General features: G+C 70.5%; 17 protein-coding genes and 1 riboswitch. Of the genes, 6 read left to right on the top strand and 11 right to left on the bottom strand.

From position 1 onward, the window contains the following. Positions 1–9 precede the first annotated feature (9 nt). From IE145_RS29030 to thrC, 6 genes are all read right to left on the bottom strand, one after another. On the bottom strand, positions 10–141 hold the full coding sequence (locus IE145_RS29030) for a keywimysin-related RiPP (RefSeq protein ID WP_107403431.1): 132 nt from the start codon (positions 139–141) through the stop codon (positions 10–12). 525 nt (positions 142–666) lie between these two features. Beyond that, on the bottom strand, positions 667–1,176 hold the full coding sequence (locus IE145_RS29025; RefSeq protein ID WP_229825932.1) for a hypothetical protein: 510 nt from the start codon (positions 1,174–1,176) through the stop codon (positions 667–669). Between the two features lie 180 nt (positions 1,177–1,356). After that, a complete protein-coding gene (groL, locus tag IE145_RS29020) occupies positions 1,357–2,979 on the bottom strand; it encodes a chaperonin GroEL (protein ID WP_003967345.1) in 1,623 nt (540 codons plus the stop codon). 399 nt (positions 2,980–3,378) lie between these two features. Continuing rightward, positions 3,379–3,585 (bottom strand): cold-shock protein, encoded by a 207-nt coding sequence (locus IE145_RS29015; RefSeq protein ID WP_003967346.1) that lies wholly within the window; start codon positions 3,583–3,585, stop codon positions 3,379–3,381. A 418-nt stretch (positions 3,586–4,003) separates the two neighbouring features. Further along, positions 4,004–4,282 (bottom strand): MoaD/ThiS family protein, encoded by a 279-nt coding sequence (locus IE145_RS29010; protein ID WP_189528400.1) that lies wholly within the window; start codon positions 4,280–4,282, stop codon positions 4,004–4,006. A gap of 35 nt (positions 4,283–4,317) precedes the next feature. Continuing rightward, positions 4,318–5,613, bottom strand: coding sequence for a threonine synthase (gene thrC / locus IE145_RS29005; protein ID WP_189528399.1), 1,296 nt, complete (start codon positions 5,611–5,613; stop codon positions 4,318–4,320). A gap of 18 nt (positions 5,614–5,631) precedes the next feature. Next, positions 5,632–5,759: riboswitch (SAM riboswitch) on the bottom strand. 153 nt (positions 5,760–5,912) lie between these two features. Between thrC and IE145_RS29000 the strand changes: the two genes are divergently transcribed. Further along, entirely contained in the window at positions 5,913–6,863 is a 951-nt protein-coding gene (locus IE145_RS29000) for a glucosyl-3-phosphoglycerate synthase (RefSeq protein WP_189528438.1), read from the top strand. A 92-nt stretch (positions 6,864–6,955) separates the two neighbouring features. Further along, positions 6,956–8,347 carry an alpha,alpha-trehalose-phosphate synthase (UDP-forming) gene (locus IE145_RS28995; protein ID WP_189528398.1) on the top strand — a complete coding sequence of 464 codons (1,392 nt, stop codon included), beginning with the start codon at positions 6,956–6,958 and terminating at the stop codon, positions 8,345–8,347. A gap of 88 nt (positions 8,348–8,435) precedes the next feature. On the opposite strand, the gene otsB is transcribed toward IE145_RS28995, so the two are convergent. Then, positions 8,436–9,287: a trehalose-phosphatase gene (otsB, locus tag IE145_RS28990; protein ID WP_189528397.1), complete on the bottom strand. Its 852-nt coding sequence runs from the start codon at positions 9,285–9,287 to the stop codon at positions 8,436–8,438. Positions 9,288–9,457: 170 nt separating this feature from the next. Here otsB and IE145_RS28985 point away from each other — a divergent pair, with 170 nt between their 5' ends. From IE145_RS28985 to IE145_RS28975, 3 genes are read left to right on the top strand one after another with little or no spacing between them, the layout of a single operon-like run. Then, positions 9,458–10,402: an ABC transporter ATP-binding protein gene (locus IE145_RS28985; RefSeq protein ID WP_189528396.1), complete on the top strand. Its 945-nt coding sequence runs from the start codon at positions 9,458–9,460 to the stop codon at positions 10,400–10,402. After that, entirely contained in the window at positions 10,399–11,397 is a 999-nt protein-coding gene (locus tag IE145_RS28980; protein WP_189528395.1) for an ABC transporter permease, read from the top strand. Before IE145_RS28985 ends, IE145_RS28980 begins: the two co-directional genes overlap by 4 nt. Before the next feature lie 45 nt (positions 11,398–11,442). Beyond that, on the top strand, positions 11,443–11,847 hold the full coding sequence (locus IE145_RS28975; RefSeq protein ID WP_189528437.1) for a GntR family transcriptional regulator: 405 nt from the start codon (positions 11,443–11,445) through the stop codon (positions 11,845–11,847). A gap of 69 nt (positions 11,848–11,916) precedes the next feature. Here IE145_RS28975 and IE145_RS28970 read toward each other — a convergent pair whose 3' ends face one another. Continuing rightward, on the bottom strand, positions 11,917–12,228 hold the full coding sequence (locus tag IE145_RS28970; protein WP_189528394.1) for an alpha-amylase inhibitor: 312 nt from the start codon (positions 12,226–12,228) through the stop codon (positions 11,917–11,919). A 256-nt stretch (positions 12,229–12,484) separates the two neighbouring features. Between IE145_RS28970 and IE145_RS28965 the strand changes: the two genes are divergently transcribed. After that, positions 12,485–12,694: a hypothetical protein gene (locus IE145_RS28965; RefSeq protein ID WP_093444886.1), complete on the top strand. Its 210-nt coding sequence runs from the start codon at positions 12,485–12,487 to the stop codon at positions 12,692–12,694. 14 nt (positions 12,695–12,708) lie between these two features. Here the strand turns inward: IE145_RS28965 and IE145_RS28960 are convergent, their stop codons facing one another. The 3 genes from IE145_RS28960 to IE145_RS28950 all read right to left on the bottom strand — a co-directional run. Continuing rightward, positions 12,709–14,568 (bottom strand): AfsR/SARP family transcriptional regulator, encoded by a 1,860-nt coding sequence (locus tag IE145_RS28960; RefSeq protein ID WP_189528393.1) that lies wholly within the window; start codon positions 14,566–14,568, stop codon positions 12,709–12,711. Then, complete coding sequence (locus IE145_RS28955; protein ID WP_229825931.1) at positions 14,569–14,784, bottom strand: acyl-CoA carboxylase subunit epsilon; 216 nt, start codon at positions 14,782–14,784, stop codon at positions 14,569–14,571. Then, positions 14,781–15,130: carboxyl transferase domain-containing protein (locus IE145_RS28950; protein ID WP_308427839.1), on the bottom strand; the 350-nt coding region annotated here is incomplete at its 5' end. The genes IE145_RS28955 and IE145_RS28950, both read right to left, overlap by 4 nt.

Raw genomic sequence — 15,130 nt, 5'->3', positions numbered from 1 at the left:
ATCGGCGGATCAGATGATCCGCCGGCTCCAGTACTCCTTGTACGAGCCGACGAAGTAGCCGGCGGTCTTCTTCGAGAAGTCGCCCTGCTGGAACATCGACGGCTTCACGTAAGCCTTCTTCTGCTGCTTCTGCGGCTTCATGACACCTTCCCTTCTGCGTGGTTGACGACCGTTATGCCCACATGGCTGCTGCATAACGGGAGTTATTGATGCGACTGGTGTTCGTCATGCGAACACCAGAGCCATCATGTCCGGCCGTTAAACCGGTACGCATGATTCCGACTTATCGCATGAAGTTGGCTGGATAGCGCGAACGGCAAGGTGCGTGACGGGCCGGTCCGGGACATCTCCGCCCGGGGCCGATCGGCCCGACGGCCGTCGTGTGCAGTCGCACACCCATCCGGTCGAGACGGCCCGGTGGACTGGACCACTGGCCGCACCCGGTCGCCGGACCGGGCAGTGAGCTGGCACGAGAGGGAACACCGGCCCCGGGAACCGGTGAACCAGCCGCGAGCGGGCCCCTGCGCGGCCCCGCGACCGCACTACCCCGGATCCCGCGGGCGCGCCACCGCCCTCGGTAGGGGTGCGCCGCAACGCACTGCCGTACGGGCGTGGCCACGGCAAGTAGTCATTCGGCCACGCCGAGGGCCCGCTCGCCCCTGTCCGCTACCCCGCGCGCAGCCGGTAGCCGCCCCAGACCGCCGTTCCCGCGCCCAGGAGCAGCGGGATCATGCCGTAGCCGACGAGCATCGAGGAGTGGGCGTACCAGCGTCCGCCGTCGAACACCTGGGTCGCGGTGATCGTTTCGGGGTCGGTCCGGCCGTCGTGGTCGGCGAAGAGGATCCTGCTGCGGCCGATCTCCGCGGGCCGGGGCACGCCGTCCACATGGGCGCGCAGGGCCTCGTGGGCCACCCGGTCGCGCTCGGCCTTGTTGGCGCGCCGCTGGGCCTCGCTCTCGCCGAAGCAGTGCCAGACGGTCCGGCCCTTCTCGGTGCGGGCGTCGTGGCAGTCGATACGGCCGAAGGTCTCCACCCGCATGCCGAGGGCGCCGGAGAGGCCCGTCCCGGTCACCACGACGAGCAGCCCCACCGCGAACAGCACGGCCCCGCCCACGACGAGCGCGACCCCCTTGAGCCGTCCTCGGCCGCCCGTTCTCCCCGCAGCGCTCACCCTCATGCCCGTCCCGCCCCCCGTGTCCGCACGATCGCGTCCTCACCCCATTGTCGCCGGACACGCCACAGGGGCGGCACCTCCGTGAAGGAGATGCCGCCCCTGTGGGACGTACCTGCGCCCGCGTCGTACGGGACGTACTCGGCGTACGCGGAACCTCGATCGGCCGGCGCGAGCCGGAACCGATCAGAAGTCCATGTCACCGCCCGGCATGCCGCCCGGAGCGGCCGCGCCGGCCTTCTCGGGCTTGTCGGCGATGACGGCCTCGGTGGTGAGGAACAGCGCGGCGATGGACGCGGCGTTCTGCAGGGCCGAGCGCGTGACCTTCGCCGGGTCGAGAATGCCCTCGGCGATCATGTCGACGTACTCGCCGGTCGCGGCGTTGAGGCCGTGACCGATCGGCAGGTTGCGGACCTTCTCCACGACGACGCCACCCTCAAGACCACCGTTGACGGCGATCTGCTTGAGCGGGGCCTCCAGCGCGAGCTTCACGGCGTTGGCGCCGGTCGCCTCGTCGCCCGTGAGGTCGAGCTTCTCGAAGACGGCCGAGGCCTGGAGCAGAGCCACGCCACCACCGGCGACGATGCCCTCCTCGACGGCGGCCTTGGCGTTGCGCACCGCGTCCTCGATGCGGTGCTTGCGCTCCTTGAGCTCCACCTCGGTGGCGGCGCCGGCCTTGATGACGGCCACGCCGCCGGCCAGCTTCGCGAGGCGCTCCTGGAGCTTCTCGCGGTCGTAGTCCGAGTCGGAGTTCTCGATCTCGGCACGGATCTGGTTGACGCGACCCTGAACCTGGTCGCTGTCACCGGCGCCGTCGACGATCGTCGTCTCGTCCTTGGTGATGACGACCTTGCGGGCGCGGCCGAGCAGGTCCAGGCCGGCGTTCTCCAGCTTGAGACCGACCTCCTCGGAGATCACGGTGCCACCGGTGAGGATGGCGATGTCCGCGAGCATGGCCTTGCGGCGGTCGCCGAAGCCCGGGGCCTTGACGGCGACGGACTTGAACGTGCCCTTGATCTTGTTGACGACCAGGGTGGAGAGCGCCTCGCCCTCGACGTCCTCGGCGATGATCAGCAGGGGCTTGCCCGACTGCATGACCTTCTCCAGCAGCGGGATCAGGTCCTTGACGCTGCCGATCTTCGAGTTGACGATCAGGATGTACGGGTCGTCGAGCGACGCCTCCATACGCTCCATGTCGGTGGCGAAGTACGCCGAGATGTAGCCCTTGTCGAAGCGCATACCCTCGGTGAGCTCCAGCTCCAGACCGAAGGTCTGGGACTCCTCGACGGTGATGACGCCTTCCTTGCCGACCTTGTCCATCGCCTCGGCGATCTTGGCGCCGATCTCGGTGTCGGCGGCGGAGATGGAGGCGGTCGAAGCGATCTGCTCCTTGGTCTCCACGTCCTTGGCCTGCTCCAGCAGAGCGGCGGAGACGGCCTCGACGGCCTTCTCGATACCGCGCTTGAGGGCCATCGGGTTGGCACCGGCGGCGACGTTGCGCAGACCCTCGCGGACGAGCGCCTGGGCGAGAACGGTGGCGGTGGTCGTACCGTCGCCGGCGACGTCGTCCGTCTTCTTGGCGACCTCCTTGACCAGCTCCGCACCGATCTTCTCGTACGGGTCCTCGAGCTCGATCTCCTTGGCGATGGAAACACCATCGTTGGTGATCGTGGGCGCGCCCCACTTCTTCTCGAGGACGACGTTACGGCCCTTGGGGCCGAGGGTGACCTTGACGGCGTCGGCGAGCTGGTTCATCCCGCGCTCGAGACCGCGCCGTGCCTCCTCGTCGAACGCGATGATCTTGGCCATGTGAAGTGGTCCTCCCGGACAGGGGTGGATTGCTCCGGACCGAGTGGCGCCCGCGACGGACGGCCTGCGCGTGCGACGGTTCCTTGCCCCGTCGCACCTGCGGGCCTCACCGGCCCGGTCCAAGTTCTGTCACTCTCACCTGGAGAGTGCTAACGCCAATGATTAGCACTCGACCCCCGAGAGTGCAAGCGCCTCTCACTGGTGCCAGCCATGCGGTCGAGGGCGCGGAGCGCGGCCGTACGCACGTCCTCGCACCCCGGGGCGCACGTACGCCCACGCACCCCGGGCGCACGCCCGTCCTCGCCCCCGGGACGCGCGTAAGGCCCGATCCCCTGATGGCGAATTCCAGGGGTCGGGCCCTACGTGCGTGAGTGGTGTCGTCGGACGACCGCGCCGAGCTCAGCCGACGGCGAGCTTGACCATGTCGGCCTGGGGCCCCTTCTGGCCCTGCGAGATCTCGAATTCAACTCGCTGACCCTCTTCGAGGGTGCGGTACCCGTCCATCTGGATCGCGCTGTAGTGGACGAAAACATCCGCACCACCGTCGACCGCGATGAAGCCGTACCCCTTCTCCGCGTTGAACCACTTGACGGTGCCCTGAGCCATGCCCAACTCCCCTATTACTGGCCCTTGCACGGGACCGCACTTCGCGGGCCCGGGTCGGAACTCACCCTCCGACAGGAGAGGGTGCGCGGCGCCGCAGCGCGTCGACCGCGGCCGAATGTATCCGCCCAACTGCCCTCTGCAACAGGTCAATCGGACGAGAATTCTGAGCACAGCGGAACACGCGAATATGCGGGTTTGCTGAGATTTACGGGCAAGTCGGGCCAGGCAAACGCCACTTATGCCGCAAGAGGTTCAGGTACTTTGGCTGCTTCTTATCGGAGCCGGGCGCATTCTCATATGCGGGCGGCACGGGCAGCGGATGGGGCTTCCCCAACTGTACCGCGCTCAACCATGCAGAATTGCCCCCTCCGCTTCTCTCGCGGAGGGGGCAACGGTCGTGCGCTGGACGGCTGTCGGATCAGCAGCCGCCGGCCACCGCGGGGATGATCGAGACGCCCGCGCCGTCGGGAGTGGCCGCGTCCAGGCCCCCCTCGAAGCGCACGTCGTCGTCGTTCACGTACACGTTCACGAAGCGGCGCAGCTTGCCCTGGTCGTCCAGGACGCGGGCGGCGATGCCCGGGTAGTCCTTCTCCAGGGACTCGATGACCTCGGAGAGCTTCGCGCCCTCCGCCGTGACCTCGGCCTGGCCGCCCGTGTACGTGCGGAGGATGGTGGGGATGCGGACCTTGACGCTCATGGTGGTGCCCTTCTTCCTTCGGTACGGGGTGGTCGTCAGGCGGTGCCGAGGCCCGCGGCGCGGAACGCCTCCAGGCTCGGCCTGATGGTGGCCGTGGCCTGCGAGGTGGCGGAGACCGCGTCGAGCGTCTTGAGGCCGTCGCCGGTGTTGACGACGACGGTGGTGAGCGCCGGGTCGATGACGCCGGCCTCGATGAGCTTCTTCGTCACGCCGAGCGTCACCCCGCCCGCCGTCTCGCCGAAGATGCCCTCGGTGCGGGCCAGCAGCTTGATCGCGTCGACGACCTGCTCGTCGGTGACGTCCTCCACCGCGCCGCCGGTGCGCCGGGCGATGTCGAGGACGTAGGGGCCGTCGGCCGGGTTGCCGATGGCCAGCGACTTGGCGATGGTGTTCGGCTTCTGGGGGCGGACGACGTCGTGCCCGCCCTTGAAGGCGGCGGAGACCGGGGAGCAGCCCTCGGCCTGGGCGCCGAAGATCTTGTACGGCTTGTCCTCGACCAGACCGAGCTTGATCAGCTCCTGGAGCCCCTTGTCGATCTTCGTGAGCTGCGAGCCGGACGCGATCGGGATGACGATCTGATCGGGCAGCCGCCAGCCGAGCTGCTCGCAGATCTCGTACGCCAGCGTCTTGGAGCCCTCGCCGTAGTACGGGCGGAGGTTGACGTTGACGAAGCCCCAGCCCTCGCCGAGCGGGTCGCCGATGAGCTCGGAGCAGAAGCGGTTGACGTCGTCGTAGTTGCCCTCGATGCCGACCAGCTCGCCGCCGTACACCGCGGCCATGACGACCTTGCCCTGCTCCAGGTCGTGCGGGATGAACACGCAGGAGCGCAGTCCGGCGCGGGCGGCGGCGGCGCCGACGGCTCCGGCCAGGTTGCCCGTGGAGGAGCAGGAGAGGGTGGTGAAACCGAAGGCGCGGGCGGCCTCGACGGCGATCGCGACGACGCGGTCCTTGAAGGAGTGCGTCGGGTTGCCGGAGTCGTCCTTCACGTACAGGCCGCCGGTGACGCCCAGCTCACGGGCGAGGTTGTCGGCCTTGACCAGCTTGGTGAAGCCGGGGTTCAGGTTGGGCTTGTCCGCGACGTCGGCGGGGACGGGCAGCAGCGGGGCATAGCGCCAGATGTTGTCCGGACCGGCCTCGATGCGCTTGCGCAGTTCCTCGGGGGAGCCGGTGGGCAGGTCGTAGGCCACTTCGAGGGGGCCGAAACAGGACGCACAGGCGAAGAGGGGGCCGAGCTCGAAACGCTCGCCGCACTCGCGGCAGGAAAGCGCCGCGGCGGGACCGAGGTCCACGGGGGCGGTGGTGGCATTACCTGCAATGGTCTGAACAGCCATGATGGCGGAGGCCCTTTCTCCTCATCTTCCTCGCGACGCATTTCGCCGCAAGACGGAATTGGCACCTTCCCCACCGTGACCTCGCGGTCGGCAGGAGGGTTGCCGGGACTTCAACGGGCCGTTCCCTCAGTCCCTCTGGATGAGCTCTATGGCGCTGGATCTTCGATCCAGGCGTTTATGTGCGCTCCGACCCCGACATGCGACGGTCATCCGCGTTGTTCAAGACTGTAACCGAAGCACCGGACCGTTGAGATAGTCGTCCGAACCGCGAGATGGATCACACACAGGGAGTGCCGACCGTGCTCGAAGAGGTGGAACGCTGGCTGACCAGGCGTTCCTGGTCGTCCGGCGACCGCCCGCTCAACCGGCTCACCGACGCCCGGGCCGCCGACCCGCGCCGTACGTCCGTGAGCGTGGTTCTGCCCGCGCTGAACGAGGAGGCCACGGTCGGGGCGATCGTGGCGGTGATCCGCCGCGAGCTGATGGAGAAGGTCCGGCTGGTCGACGAGCTCGTGGTGATCGACTCCGGCTCCACCGACGCCACCGCGGCGGTGGCCCGGGCGGCGGGCGCGCGCGTGGTCCACCGGGACGCGATCCTGCCCCGGATCCCGGCCGTGCCCGGCAAGGGCGAGGTGCTGTGGCGCTCACTCCTGGTGACCAGCGGCGAGATCGTCTGCTTCGTGGACGCCGACCTCAAGGACTTCTCGGCGGACTTCGTCTCGGGCACGGTCGGCCCGCTGCTCACCGATCCCACGGTCCAGTTCGTCAAGGCGATGTACGACCGCCCGCTCGGCGGCAGCGCAGGTCAGGGCGGCCGGGTCACTGAACTGGTGGCACGCCCGCTGCTCAATCTGCACTGGCCGCAGCTGGCCGGTTTCGTACAGCCGCTGGGCGGCGAGTACGCGGTGCGGCGGTCCCTGCTGGAGCGGCTGCCGTTCCCGGTCGGTTACGGAGTGGAGCTGGGGCTGCTCGTGGACGCGCTGCACACGGTGGGCCTGGACGCGCTGGGCCAGGTCGACGTCGGCGTACGCGTCCACCGCCACCAGGACGGTCAGGCGCTGGGCCGGATGGCGGCGGCGATCTACCGCACGGCCCAGCTGCGGCTCTCCCGGGGCCATCTGGTGCGGCCGGTGCTGACCCAGTTCGAGCGCGTCGAGGACGGTTTCGTACCGCGCACCCATGCGGTGGACACGGAGGAGCGGCCGCCGATGCGGGAGATCGCGGAGTACGCGGAGCGGTGGGCGGCGTGAGGCGTACGCGGGCGCGGTGGGCGGCGTGGTGTCGGTGACCGGTCCTCCGAGCGCGCGTTTGGCGGCTTCCGTCACGGGCTAGGTTCCGCTACATGGTCTCCGCGTACACGTCTTCCTCGAATGCCCAGGTTCTCGTCGCGTCCAACCGCGGCCCGATCACGTACACGCTCGGCGAGGACGGGACGCTCGGCGCCAAGCGCGGCGGCGGCGGTCTCGTCTCCGGGCTGAGCGCCGTCGACGACAAGCTGTGGGTCTGCGCGGCCCTCGGTGACGGGGACCGCGAGGCGGTGCGGCGCGGGATCGGCGAGCCGGGCGTACGGATGCTCGACATCGACGCCGAGGTGCACGCCGACGCGTACAACGGGATCGCGAACTCGGTGCTGTGGTTCGTCCACCACCTGCTGTACCAGACCCCTGTGGAGCCGGTCTTCGACGCGGAGTTCCGGCGGCAGTGGGCGGCGTACGAGACGTACAACCGGGCCTTCGCCGAGGCGCTGGCCCAGGAGGCGGGCCCGGGGGCGGCCGTCCTCGTGCAGGACTACCACCTGGCCCTGGTCCCCGGCATGCTCCGCGAGCTGCGCCCGGACCTGCGGATCGGCCACTTCTCGCACACCCCGTGGGCCCCGGTGGACTACTTCCGGCTGCTGCCCGACGACATCGCCGAGCAGCTGCTGCGCGGCATCCTCGGCGCGGACCGGGCCGCGTTCCTGACCCGCCGCTGGTCGGACGCGTTCATCGGCTGCTGTACGGAGATCCTCGGCGGCACGGGCCGGACCAGGATCGGGGTGCACGGGCTCGGGGCCGACGCGGACTTCCTGCGCGGCCGCTCGCACGAGGCGGACGTGGACGAGCGGATGGCGGCGCTGCGCGAGCAGGTGGGCGAGAACCGGAAGACGATCGTGCGGGTGGACCGCACGGAGCTGTCCAAGAACATCGTGCGCGGCCTGCACGCGTACCGCACGCTGCTGGAGACCCGCCCCGAGTGGCGCGAGCGCGTCGTCCACATCGCCTTCGCCTACCCCTCCCGCCAGGACCTCGCCGTCTACCGGGACTACACGGCGGCGGTCCAGTCACTGGCCACGGAGATCAACGGGGCGTACGGGACGGAGAGTTGGACGCCTGTCGTCCTCCACGTCAAGGACGACTTCGCCCGCTCGCTGGCCGCGTACCGGCTGGCGGACGTGGCCCTGGTCAACCCGATCCGCGACGGCATGAACCTGGTCGCCAAGGAGGTCCCCGTCGTCTCGGACCACGGCTGCGCGCTGGTGCTGTCGCGGGAGGCGGGGGCGTACGAGGAGCTGGGCGAGGACGCGATCGTGGTGAACCCGTACGACGTGACGGGCACGGCGGAGGCGCTGCACGAGGCGTTGACGATGAGCGGCGACGAGCGGGCGGGCCGCACGAAGCGGCTGGCGGAGGCGGCGACCGCGCTCCCGCCGCAGCGGTGGTTCCTGGACCAGCTGGAGGCGCTGCGGGAGGGGTGAGCCTCCTTTCCGCCGGACAGCCGCCGGGCCGGGGCCGCCGCCCGGTCGGGTCCACGGACGGTCCGCCGGGGCCGCCGCCCGGTCGGGTCTACAGGCGGTCCGCCAGGGCTGCCAGGAAGTCCACCACCGCGGCCGGCCCCGGTACCGACAGGTCGGCGCGTTCGGCCAGTTCGGGCACCTCGGCGCTGCCGCTGCACACCAGGAGGCCGGGGATGCCGTCCGGGCCCTCGCTGCGCAGCTTCTCCACCGCGGCGAACGCGGCGAGGTCCCCGAGGTCGTCGCCCGCGTAGATCACGGACTCCGCGTCCAGCCCCGCGACGAACCCGGCGAGCGCGACCCCCTTGTCCATGCCGGGCGGGCGCAACTCCAGCACCAGCCGCCCCGGTTCGACGATCAGCCCGTGCTGGGCGGCCAGCTCGCCGAGGGGCCCGCGCAGCGACTCGAAGGCCGCCTGCGGATCCTGGGCCCGCCGGGTGTGGACGGCGAGCGCCTGCCCCTTCTCCTCGATCCAGGTGCCGTTCCAGGCCCCGACGTCGTGGAGTACGCCCGGGAGTTCGGCGCGCACCGCCGCGACGCCCGGATGCGGGGCGGGGGCGCGGACCGTACCGGTCACGGCGTCCCAGCGCTCGGCCCCGTAATGTCCGAGCACGACGAGGTGCTCCAGACCGGGGACGCCCGCGAAGCCGCCGTAGCGCACGGCGACGCCCGCCGGGCGGCCGGTGATCACGGCGATGGCGGCGACCTTCGGCGCGAGCGCGGCGAGCGCATCGACGGTGCCGGGGTGGGCGCGGGCCTGCTCGGGGTCCGGGACGATGTCGGCGAGGGTGCCGTCGAAGTCGAGCGCGACGACCGCGCGGTCGGGCCGGGCGAGAACGGCGTCGAGCCCCTCGCGGCCGGCCGGGGTGGTCGGATTCGGAAGACGTTCCGGGTGACTGCCCATGGGGCGAGCCTAAGCCCTGGACGGAGGGAGCACGAGCGTGCTCGCCCCGGCCCCGTGGACGCACACGCACCCCGCCACCCCGGCTTGACAGTCATTCCCTCACGACTCCATGATTCCATTAATTGATTCATGGAATCACGATCACGGATCACGGAACCGAGGTGAGGCGCGTGGCAGACACGAGCACCCCGAACGCGACGTCCGGCAACTGGGCACTGGAGGCCCGCGGCCTGGGCAAGCGCTACCGGCGCGGCTGGGCGCTGCGTGACTGCTCCTTCCGGATTCCGGCCGGCCGCATCTGCGGTCTGGTCGGCCCGAACGGGGCCGGCAAGAGCACCCTGCTCGGGCTGGCGACCCGCCAGGTGCAGCCGACCACCGGCGAGCTGCGCGTCTTCGGCGTACCGGTCGACGACCCCGCCGTGCTGCCCCAGGTCGCGTTCCTCGGCCAGGACAAGCCGCTGTTCAAGCGGTTCACCGTGGCCGAGACGCTGCGCATGGGCGCCGAGCTGAACCCCGGCTGGGACGCGGCCGCGGCGGAGCGGATCGTCCGCGCGGGCAACGTCCCGGGGGACGCGAAGGTGGGCACGCTCTCCGGCGGCCAGCGCACCCGGGTGGCCTTCGCGCTCGCCTTCGGCAAGCGGCCCGACCTGCTCCTCCTGGACGAGCCGATGTCGGACCTCGACCCGCTGGCCCGGGACGAGATGAGCACCCTGCTGATGGCGGAGGCCGTCGAGCGCGGCACCACGGTGGTGATGTCCTCGCACCTGCTGACCGAGCTGGAGGACATGTGCGACTACCTGCTGGTGGTCTCCGAGGGCCGGATCCGCATGGCCGGTGACGCCGACGCGCTCGTACCGGCGCACACCCTGGTCACCGGGGTGTCCCGGGACGGCTCGCTGCCGCCCGAGCTGGCCGGCCACACCGTCGTCGAATCCCGCGTCCAGGGGCGGCAGTTCCAGGCGATGATCCGCCCCGGAGGCCCGCTCCCGGCCGACTGGGAGCGGGCCGAACCCTCGCTGGAGGAAGTCCTCCTCGCCCATCTCCGCTCCCCCGACGCGCCCTCGCTCTACACCCAGGGCGCCCGCGTCGACGCCGAAGGGACCCAGGCAGCATGAGCAGCACCACCACCCTCACCGAGAAGCCCGGGGAGCCCGGGAAGCCCTCCGAACTCGGCTCCGGACGCCGTCTGTTGCGCGGCCTCCCCTGGCTCGTCGTCCGCCAGCACCGGATCGCGCTGGCCTGCGTCCTCGGCCTCACGCTGTTCACCGCCCTCTGGATCGCGTACGAGCGCCATGAGCTGGTGCAGCTGCTCGACGCCAGGGGCTGGCCGGAGAAGGACCCCGGCCGGCCGATGGAGAACAACCGCGGCTACGAGTACATCACCAACGTCATCAACAGCCTGCCGCTGATCCTCGCCGTCTTCGTCGGCGCCCCGCTGATCGCGGGCGACCAGGAGAGCGGCACCGCACAGCTCGTCACCACCCAGTCCGTGACCCGCCGCCAGTGGCTGATCACCAAGCTGGGCCTGGCCTACGGCCTCGCGCTGATCTCCGGCCTGGCGCTCTCGGCGCTGTTCACCTGGTGGTGGAAGCCGCACCGCTCGCTCTTCCTCAGCGAGTGGATCGACGGCGTCATCTTCGACAACACCGGCCCCGTCCTCCCCGCCTTCCTCCTCTTCCTCACCGCGGCCGGCGTCACCATCGGCGCCCTGGTCCGCCGGATGCTCCCGGCCATGGTGGGCACGTTCCTGTTCACCTCGGTCACCACCGTGTTCGTCTGGGACGAGATCCGCGTACGGCTCGGCTCGCCGCATATGTTCACGTACCCGAAGGACACCGAACTCCCGGCCCGCTTCCACGACGTGCACGAGCTGGACCGCTGGGTCGGCAGCGCGGACGGCACGCTGTACGGCTGGGGCACCTGCGCCGAGGCGACCGACGAGGCGCAGAACGCGTGCATCGAGGAGCACGGCATCGTCAACGACGTGATCGAGTACCTCGACTACGGACAGATGGCGACGATGCAGTGGACCGCGGCGGGCATCCTGCTCGCGGGAACGGTCGTGCTCACGGCGTTCACCCTCTGGTGGACCTCGCGCCGCCCGCTGTGACCACGCGTCCCTCCCCTACGTAAAGTGTCGGCAATCGAGCGGAAGGTGAAGTCCGTGGTCGTGTTCCGCATCGACCGCCGCAGTGGAGTGGCGACCTACCTCCAGATCGTCAGGCAGGTCGAGCAGGCGCTGCGCATGGGCGCGCTGGAGGAGGGCGACCGGCTGCCCACCGCGGCCCAGGTCGCCGCGACCACCAAGGTCAACCCCAACACGACCCTCAAGGCCTACCGCGAACTGGAGCGCATGGGCCTCGCCGAGGTGCGCCAGGGAGCGGGCACGTTCATCACCCGCACCCTCGCCCAGCCCCAGTCCGGCCCCGGCTCACCGCTGCGCGCCGCCCTCGCCGACTGGCTGGACCGGGCCCGCGCCGAGGGGCTCACCGGGCAGGACGTCACGGCGCTGTTCCACTCGGCGTTCGAGAGCGCGTATCCGGGTGAGGCACCCGGGTGAGGCGAACGGGGGTAGCCGAACAGGGGCCCGGGACCGGTCGAGCCGCCCCGGGCCCCTGTCACCGAGGCGTCAGCAGGGGATGAGGCCCTCGAACCGGCCGGCCTTCCACACCGGTTCGCTGGTCGTGACCGTCGCGCCCGGCGCGATGGTGTGACACTTGTCAGGAACGTACGGTGCGCCGTTGAAGGAGTACTGGACATTCACCTGCTGAGTGGTGGAGCAGTGGTTGGTGATGGTGACGTGGATGCCGAGCAGCGGCGTCCAGTCGGCCTCCACGCAGCTCGGCACGGAGTGAACTTCCTCGGCCTGGGCGACGCCCTGCGCGCCCGCGAGCAGCCCGAGCGCGGCCACACCGGAAGCCAATGCATGAACCAGCTTCATTGCCTACCTCCCTTGGTTGGAGAGGCGATTGAAGGCAGGACCGGCATGAGCTCTCAACGCCGTATCAACTTTTTGAGACCCCGATCCGCTCGCGGCCACCGGACACGACGACATCAGGACCTTCCGGATACATCCTCCTCGGGGGAATTGACGCGCATAGACCGTGATTCGGCGAAATGAATATAGAGAAGGCATAGGGGCCTGCCCCATCGTGGACAACGGCCGTTCCAGGCCGACGCATGAGCAGGAGGGGAACATGGACAATCAGAGGACCACGGCCATGCAACAGCTGAACGTCGACGAGCTCCAGGGACCCACACTGAGCGGCGATATGGGTCTGCGCTGGGCCAATCTGCTGGCCATGTACATCGAGGCCGTCGACAACGGCACGCTCGCCACGCTGGAGGACGACATAGCCGTGATGGCCGCGAGCCTCGACGGGGGGCACGCGGGCGGCTGCGGCTGACACCGGGCGTACCGTCACCCCTGGTGGGGCTGCTCGCGGACGAGCAGCGCCACCAGGGGAGGAAACCGGTGGACCGACCGGCCGCCGTCCGCCGGAACGGCCTCCAGCAGCCAGGCCCCGACCAGCGCGTCCAGCAGGACCTGGGCCCGCCGTCGTGAAACGCCCAGGCGGGCCGCGGCCTCGGCCGTGGTGAAGGGGGCGGCGTCCCCGCGCGACAGGGCGCGGAAGGCGTCACGCGACGGTGGGTCGAGCTCCATGACGCTGGTACGGAGCCTGGCCCGGACATCCAGGCTTCCCTCGCACAACAGGTCCAGCCGGCTCTCCTCGCACGTCAGCCTGTCGACGAGATCGGCCACCCGCCAGTCCGGGTGGTTCCTCAGCCGGTCGGCGCAGACCCGCAGAGCCAGCGGCAGTCCGTCGCAGAGCTCCACGACCCGGCCGACCGGCCCGGGTTCGTCCGCCACACGCCGCTCCCCGACGACCCCCGCCAGCAGAGCCCGGGCCGCGGGCCCGTCCAGACGTCCGAGCCGCACCGCGTGGATCCCCTCCAGAGAAGGCATCGGGCAGCGGCTGGTGACCACGGCGTGGCTGCTGTCGCCGCTGGGCAGCAGCGGACGCACCTGCCAGTCGGCCGAGGCGTTGTCCAGCACGACGAGCACACGGCGCTGGGCGAGGAGGCTGCGGTAGAGCTGGACGCGTTCGTCGAGGGTCGCGGGCAGCTCGTGGCGGCCGGGGAGCAGCGCCCGCAGAAAGCCGCCGAGCACGTCCACGGGGTCCTTCGGCCCGCCGTCCTGTTCACGCAGGTCGATGTAGAGCTGTCCCTGCGAGAAGTCCGACCGGCAGGCGTAGCCGGCGTGGATGGCGAGGGCCGACTTGCCGATGCCCGCCGCCCCGGTCAGCATGACGCCTCGTCTGCCGTCCCGTTGTCCGCGCAGCGTCGCCAGCGTCTCGGCGAGCTCGTCCGTCCGTCCCGTGAAGTCCCCGACGTCCATGGGCAGCATGGCGGGCACGAGTCCGCCCCAGAGGTCGTCCGTCACCACCGCGTCGCCGGCCGGAGGCGGCTCCTCCGCCTCCGGGGCGTGCACCGCCACCGATGCGCGGGAGACGGGCTCCGGGAGGTTCTCCAGCAGGACGGCCCGGTGAATGTCGCGCAGGACCGCGCCGGGGTCGATGCCCAGCTCGCCCTTGAGCAGGCGGCGCCCCTCCTCGTACACGCGCAGCGCGTCGGCCGGCCGGCCGACGCGGTACAGGGCCGTCATCAACTGGCCCCGCAGGGACTCGCGTACGGGATGTTCGGCGACCAGTCCCACCAGTTCGGTCAGGACGCAGGCGTGGCGGCCCATCGCCAGGTCCGCCTCGATGCGGTCCTCCTGGACGGACAGGCGGCTCTCCTCCAGGCGCGGCAGTTCGGCGACCGCCAGGGACTCCGTCACATCCGCAAGGGCCGGTCCGCGCCACAGGGCCAGCGCGGACGCCAGCTGGCCGGCCGCCGTCGCGTACCGGCCCTCCCGCAGGCTCTGCCGCCCGCGTTCGGCGGCGCGCTGGAAGTGGTTCAGGTCGAATCCGGCCGCCCCGATGTCCAGGCGGTAGCCGCGCAGTCCGCGCAGCACGTCGAGCCCCGGCTCACAGCTCCGGCGCAGCCGCGAGATGTAGGTGTAGAGCTGCGCCGCCATGGTCGCGGGCGGCAACGGGCCCCACAGCAGCTCGCTGAGGGACGCGTCCGAGACGACGCGGCCGCGGGAGAGGAGCAGCGCCACGAGCACCGTGCGGAGTTTGGGGGCCGTCAGCGGGACCGGCACGCCGTCGACCAGCAACTCGGTCGGTCCGAGGATCCGGAATTCGACGCGCCGTTCCTCGTACTGTCTGCCGCTCATTCAGCGGTGTGCCTTCCAGGATCGGAAGGAACAGCCCGCCGGCATCCCCGGCCGCCAGGCCGCGCCGACGGGGGGCCGCTCCGGTGGCGCTTCACCCCGTCTGGACGCGAGGGTGACCAGCATGACGGTCACCGCCGCCAGTTCCTCGGGGGTGGGGTTGCCCCGGAGCACCCGTACGAGGTCGGTGGAGCCCGCTTCGGGCATGGTCGTGGTCACGTCGGCGGGTTCCCATGCTTGCGGGCGGGGAGGTCGGCATGTTTGACGCGGAGCATCGCGAGTCCGGCGATCAGCGTGGAGCGGGTGTCGGCGGGGTCGATCACGTCGTCGACGAGGCCGCGCTCGGCCGCGTAGTAGGGGTGCATCAGCTCCGCCTTGTACTCCTTGACGAGTTGCTCACGCGTGACGTCGGGTTGGTCGGATTCGGCGATCTGGCGGCGGAAGACGACGTTGGCCGCGCCTTCGGCGCCCATCACCGCGATCTCGTTGGTGGGCCAGGCGTACGTGAGGTCGGCCCCGATGGACTGGGAGTCCATGACGATGTAGGCGCCTCCGTAGGCCTTGC

It is taken from the genome of Streptomyces sindenensis (assembly GCF_014649035.1).
Lineage (GTDB): Bacteria > Actinomycetota > Actinomycetes > Streptomycetales > Streptomycetaceae > Streptomyces > Streptomyces sindenensis.
The sequence above is the reverse complement of the archived record's forward strand: the minus strand, read 5'-3'. Positions and strand labels throughout refer to the sequence as shown.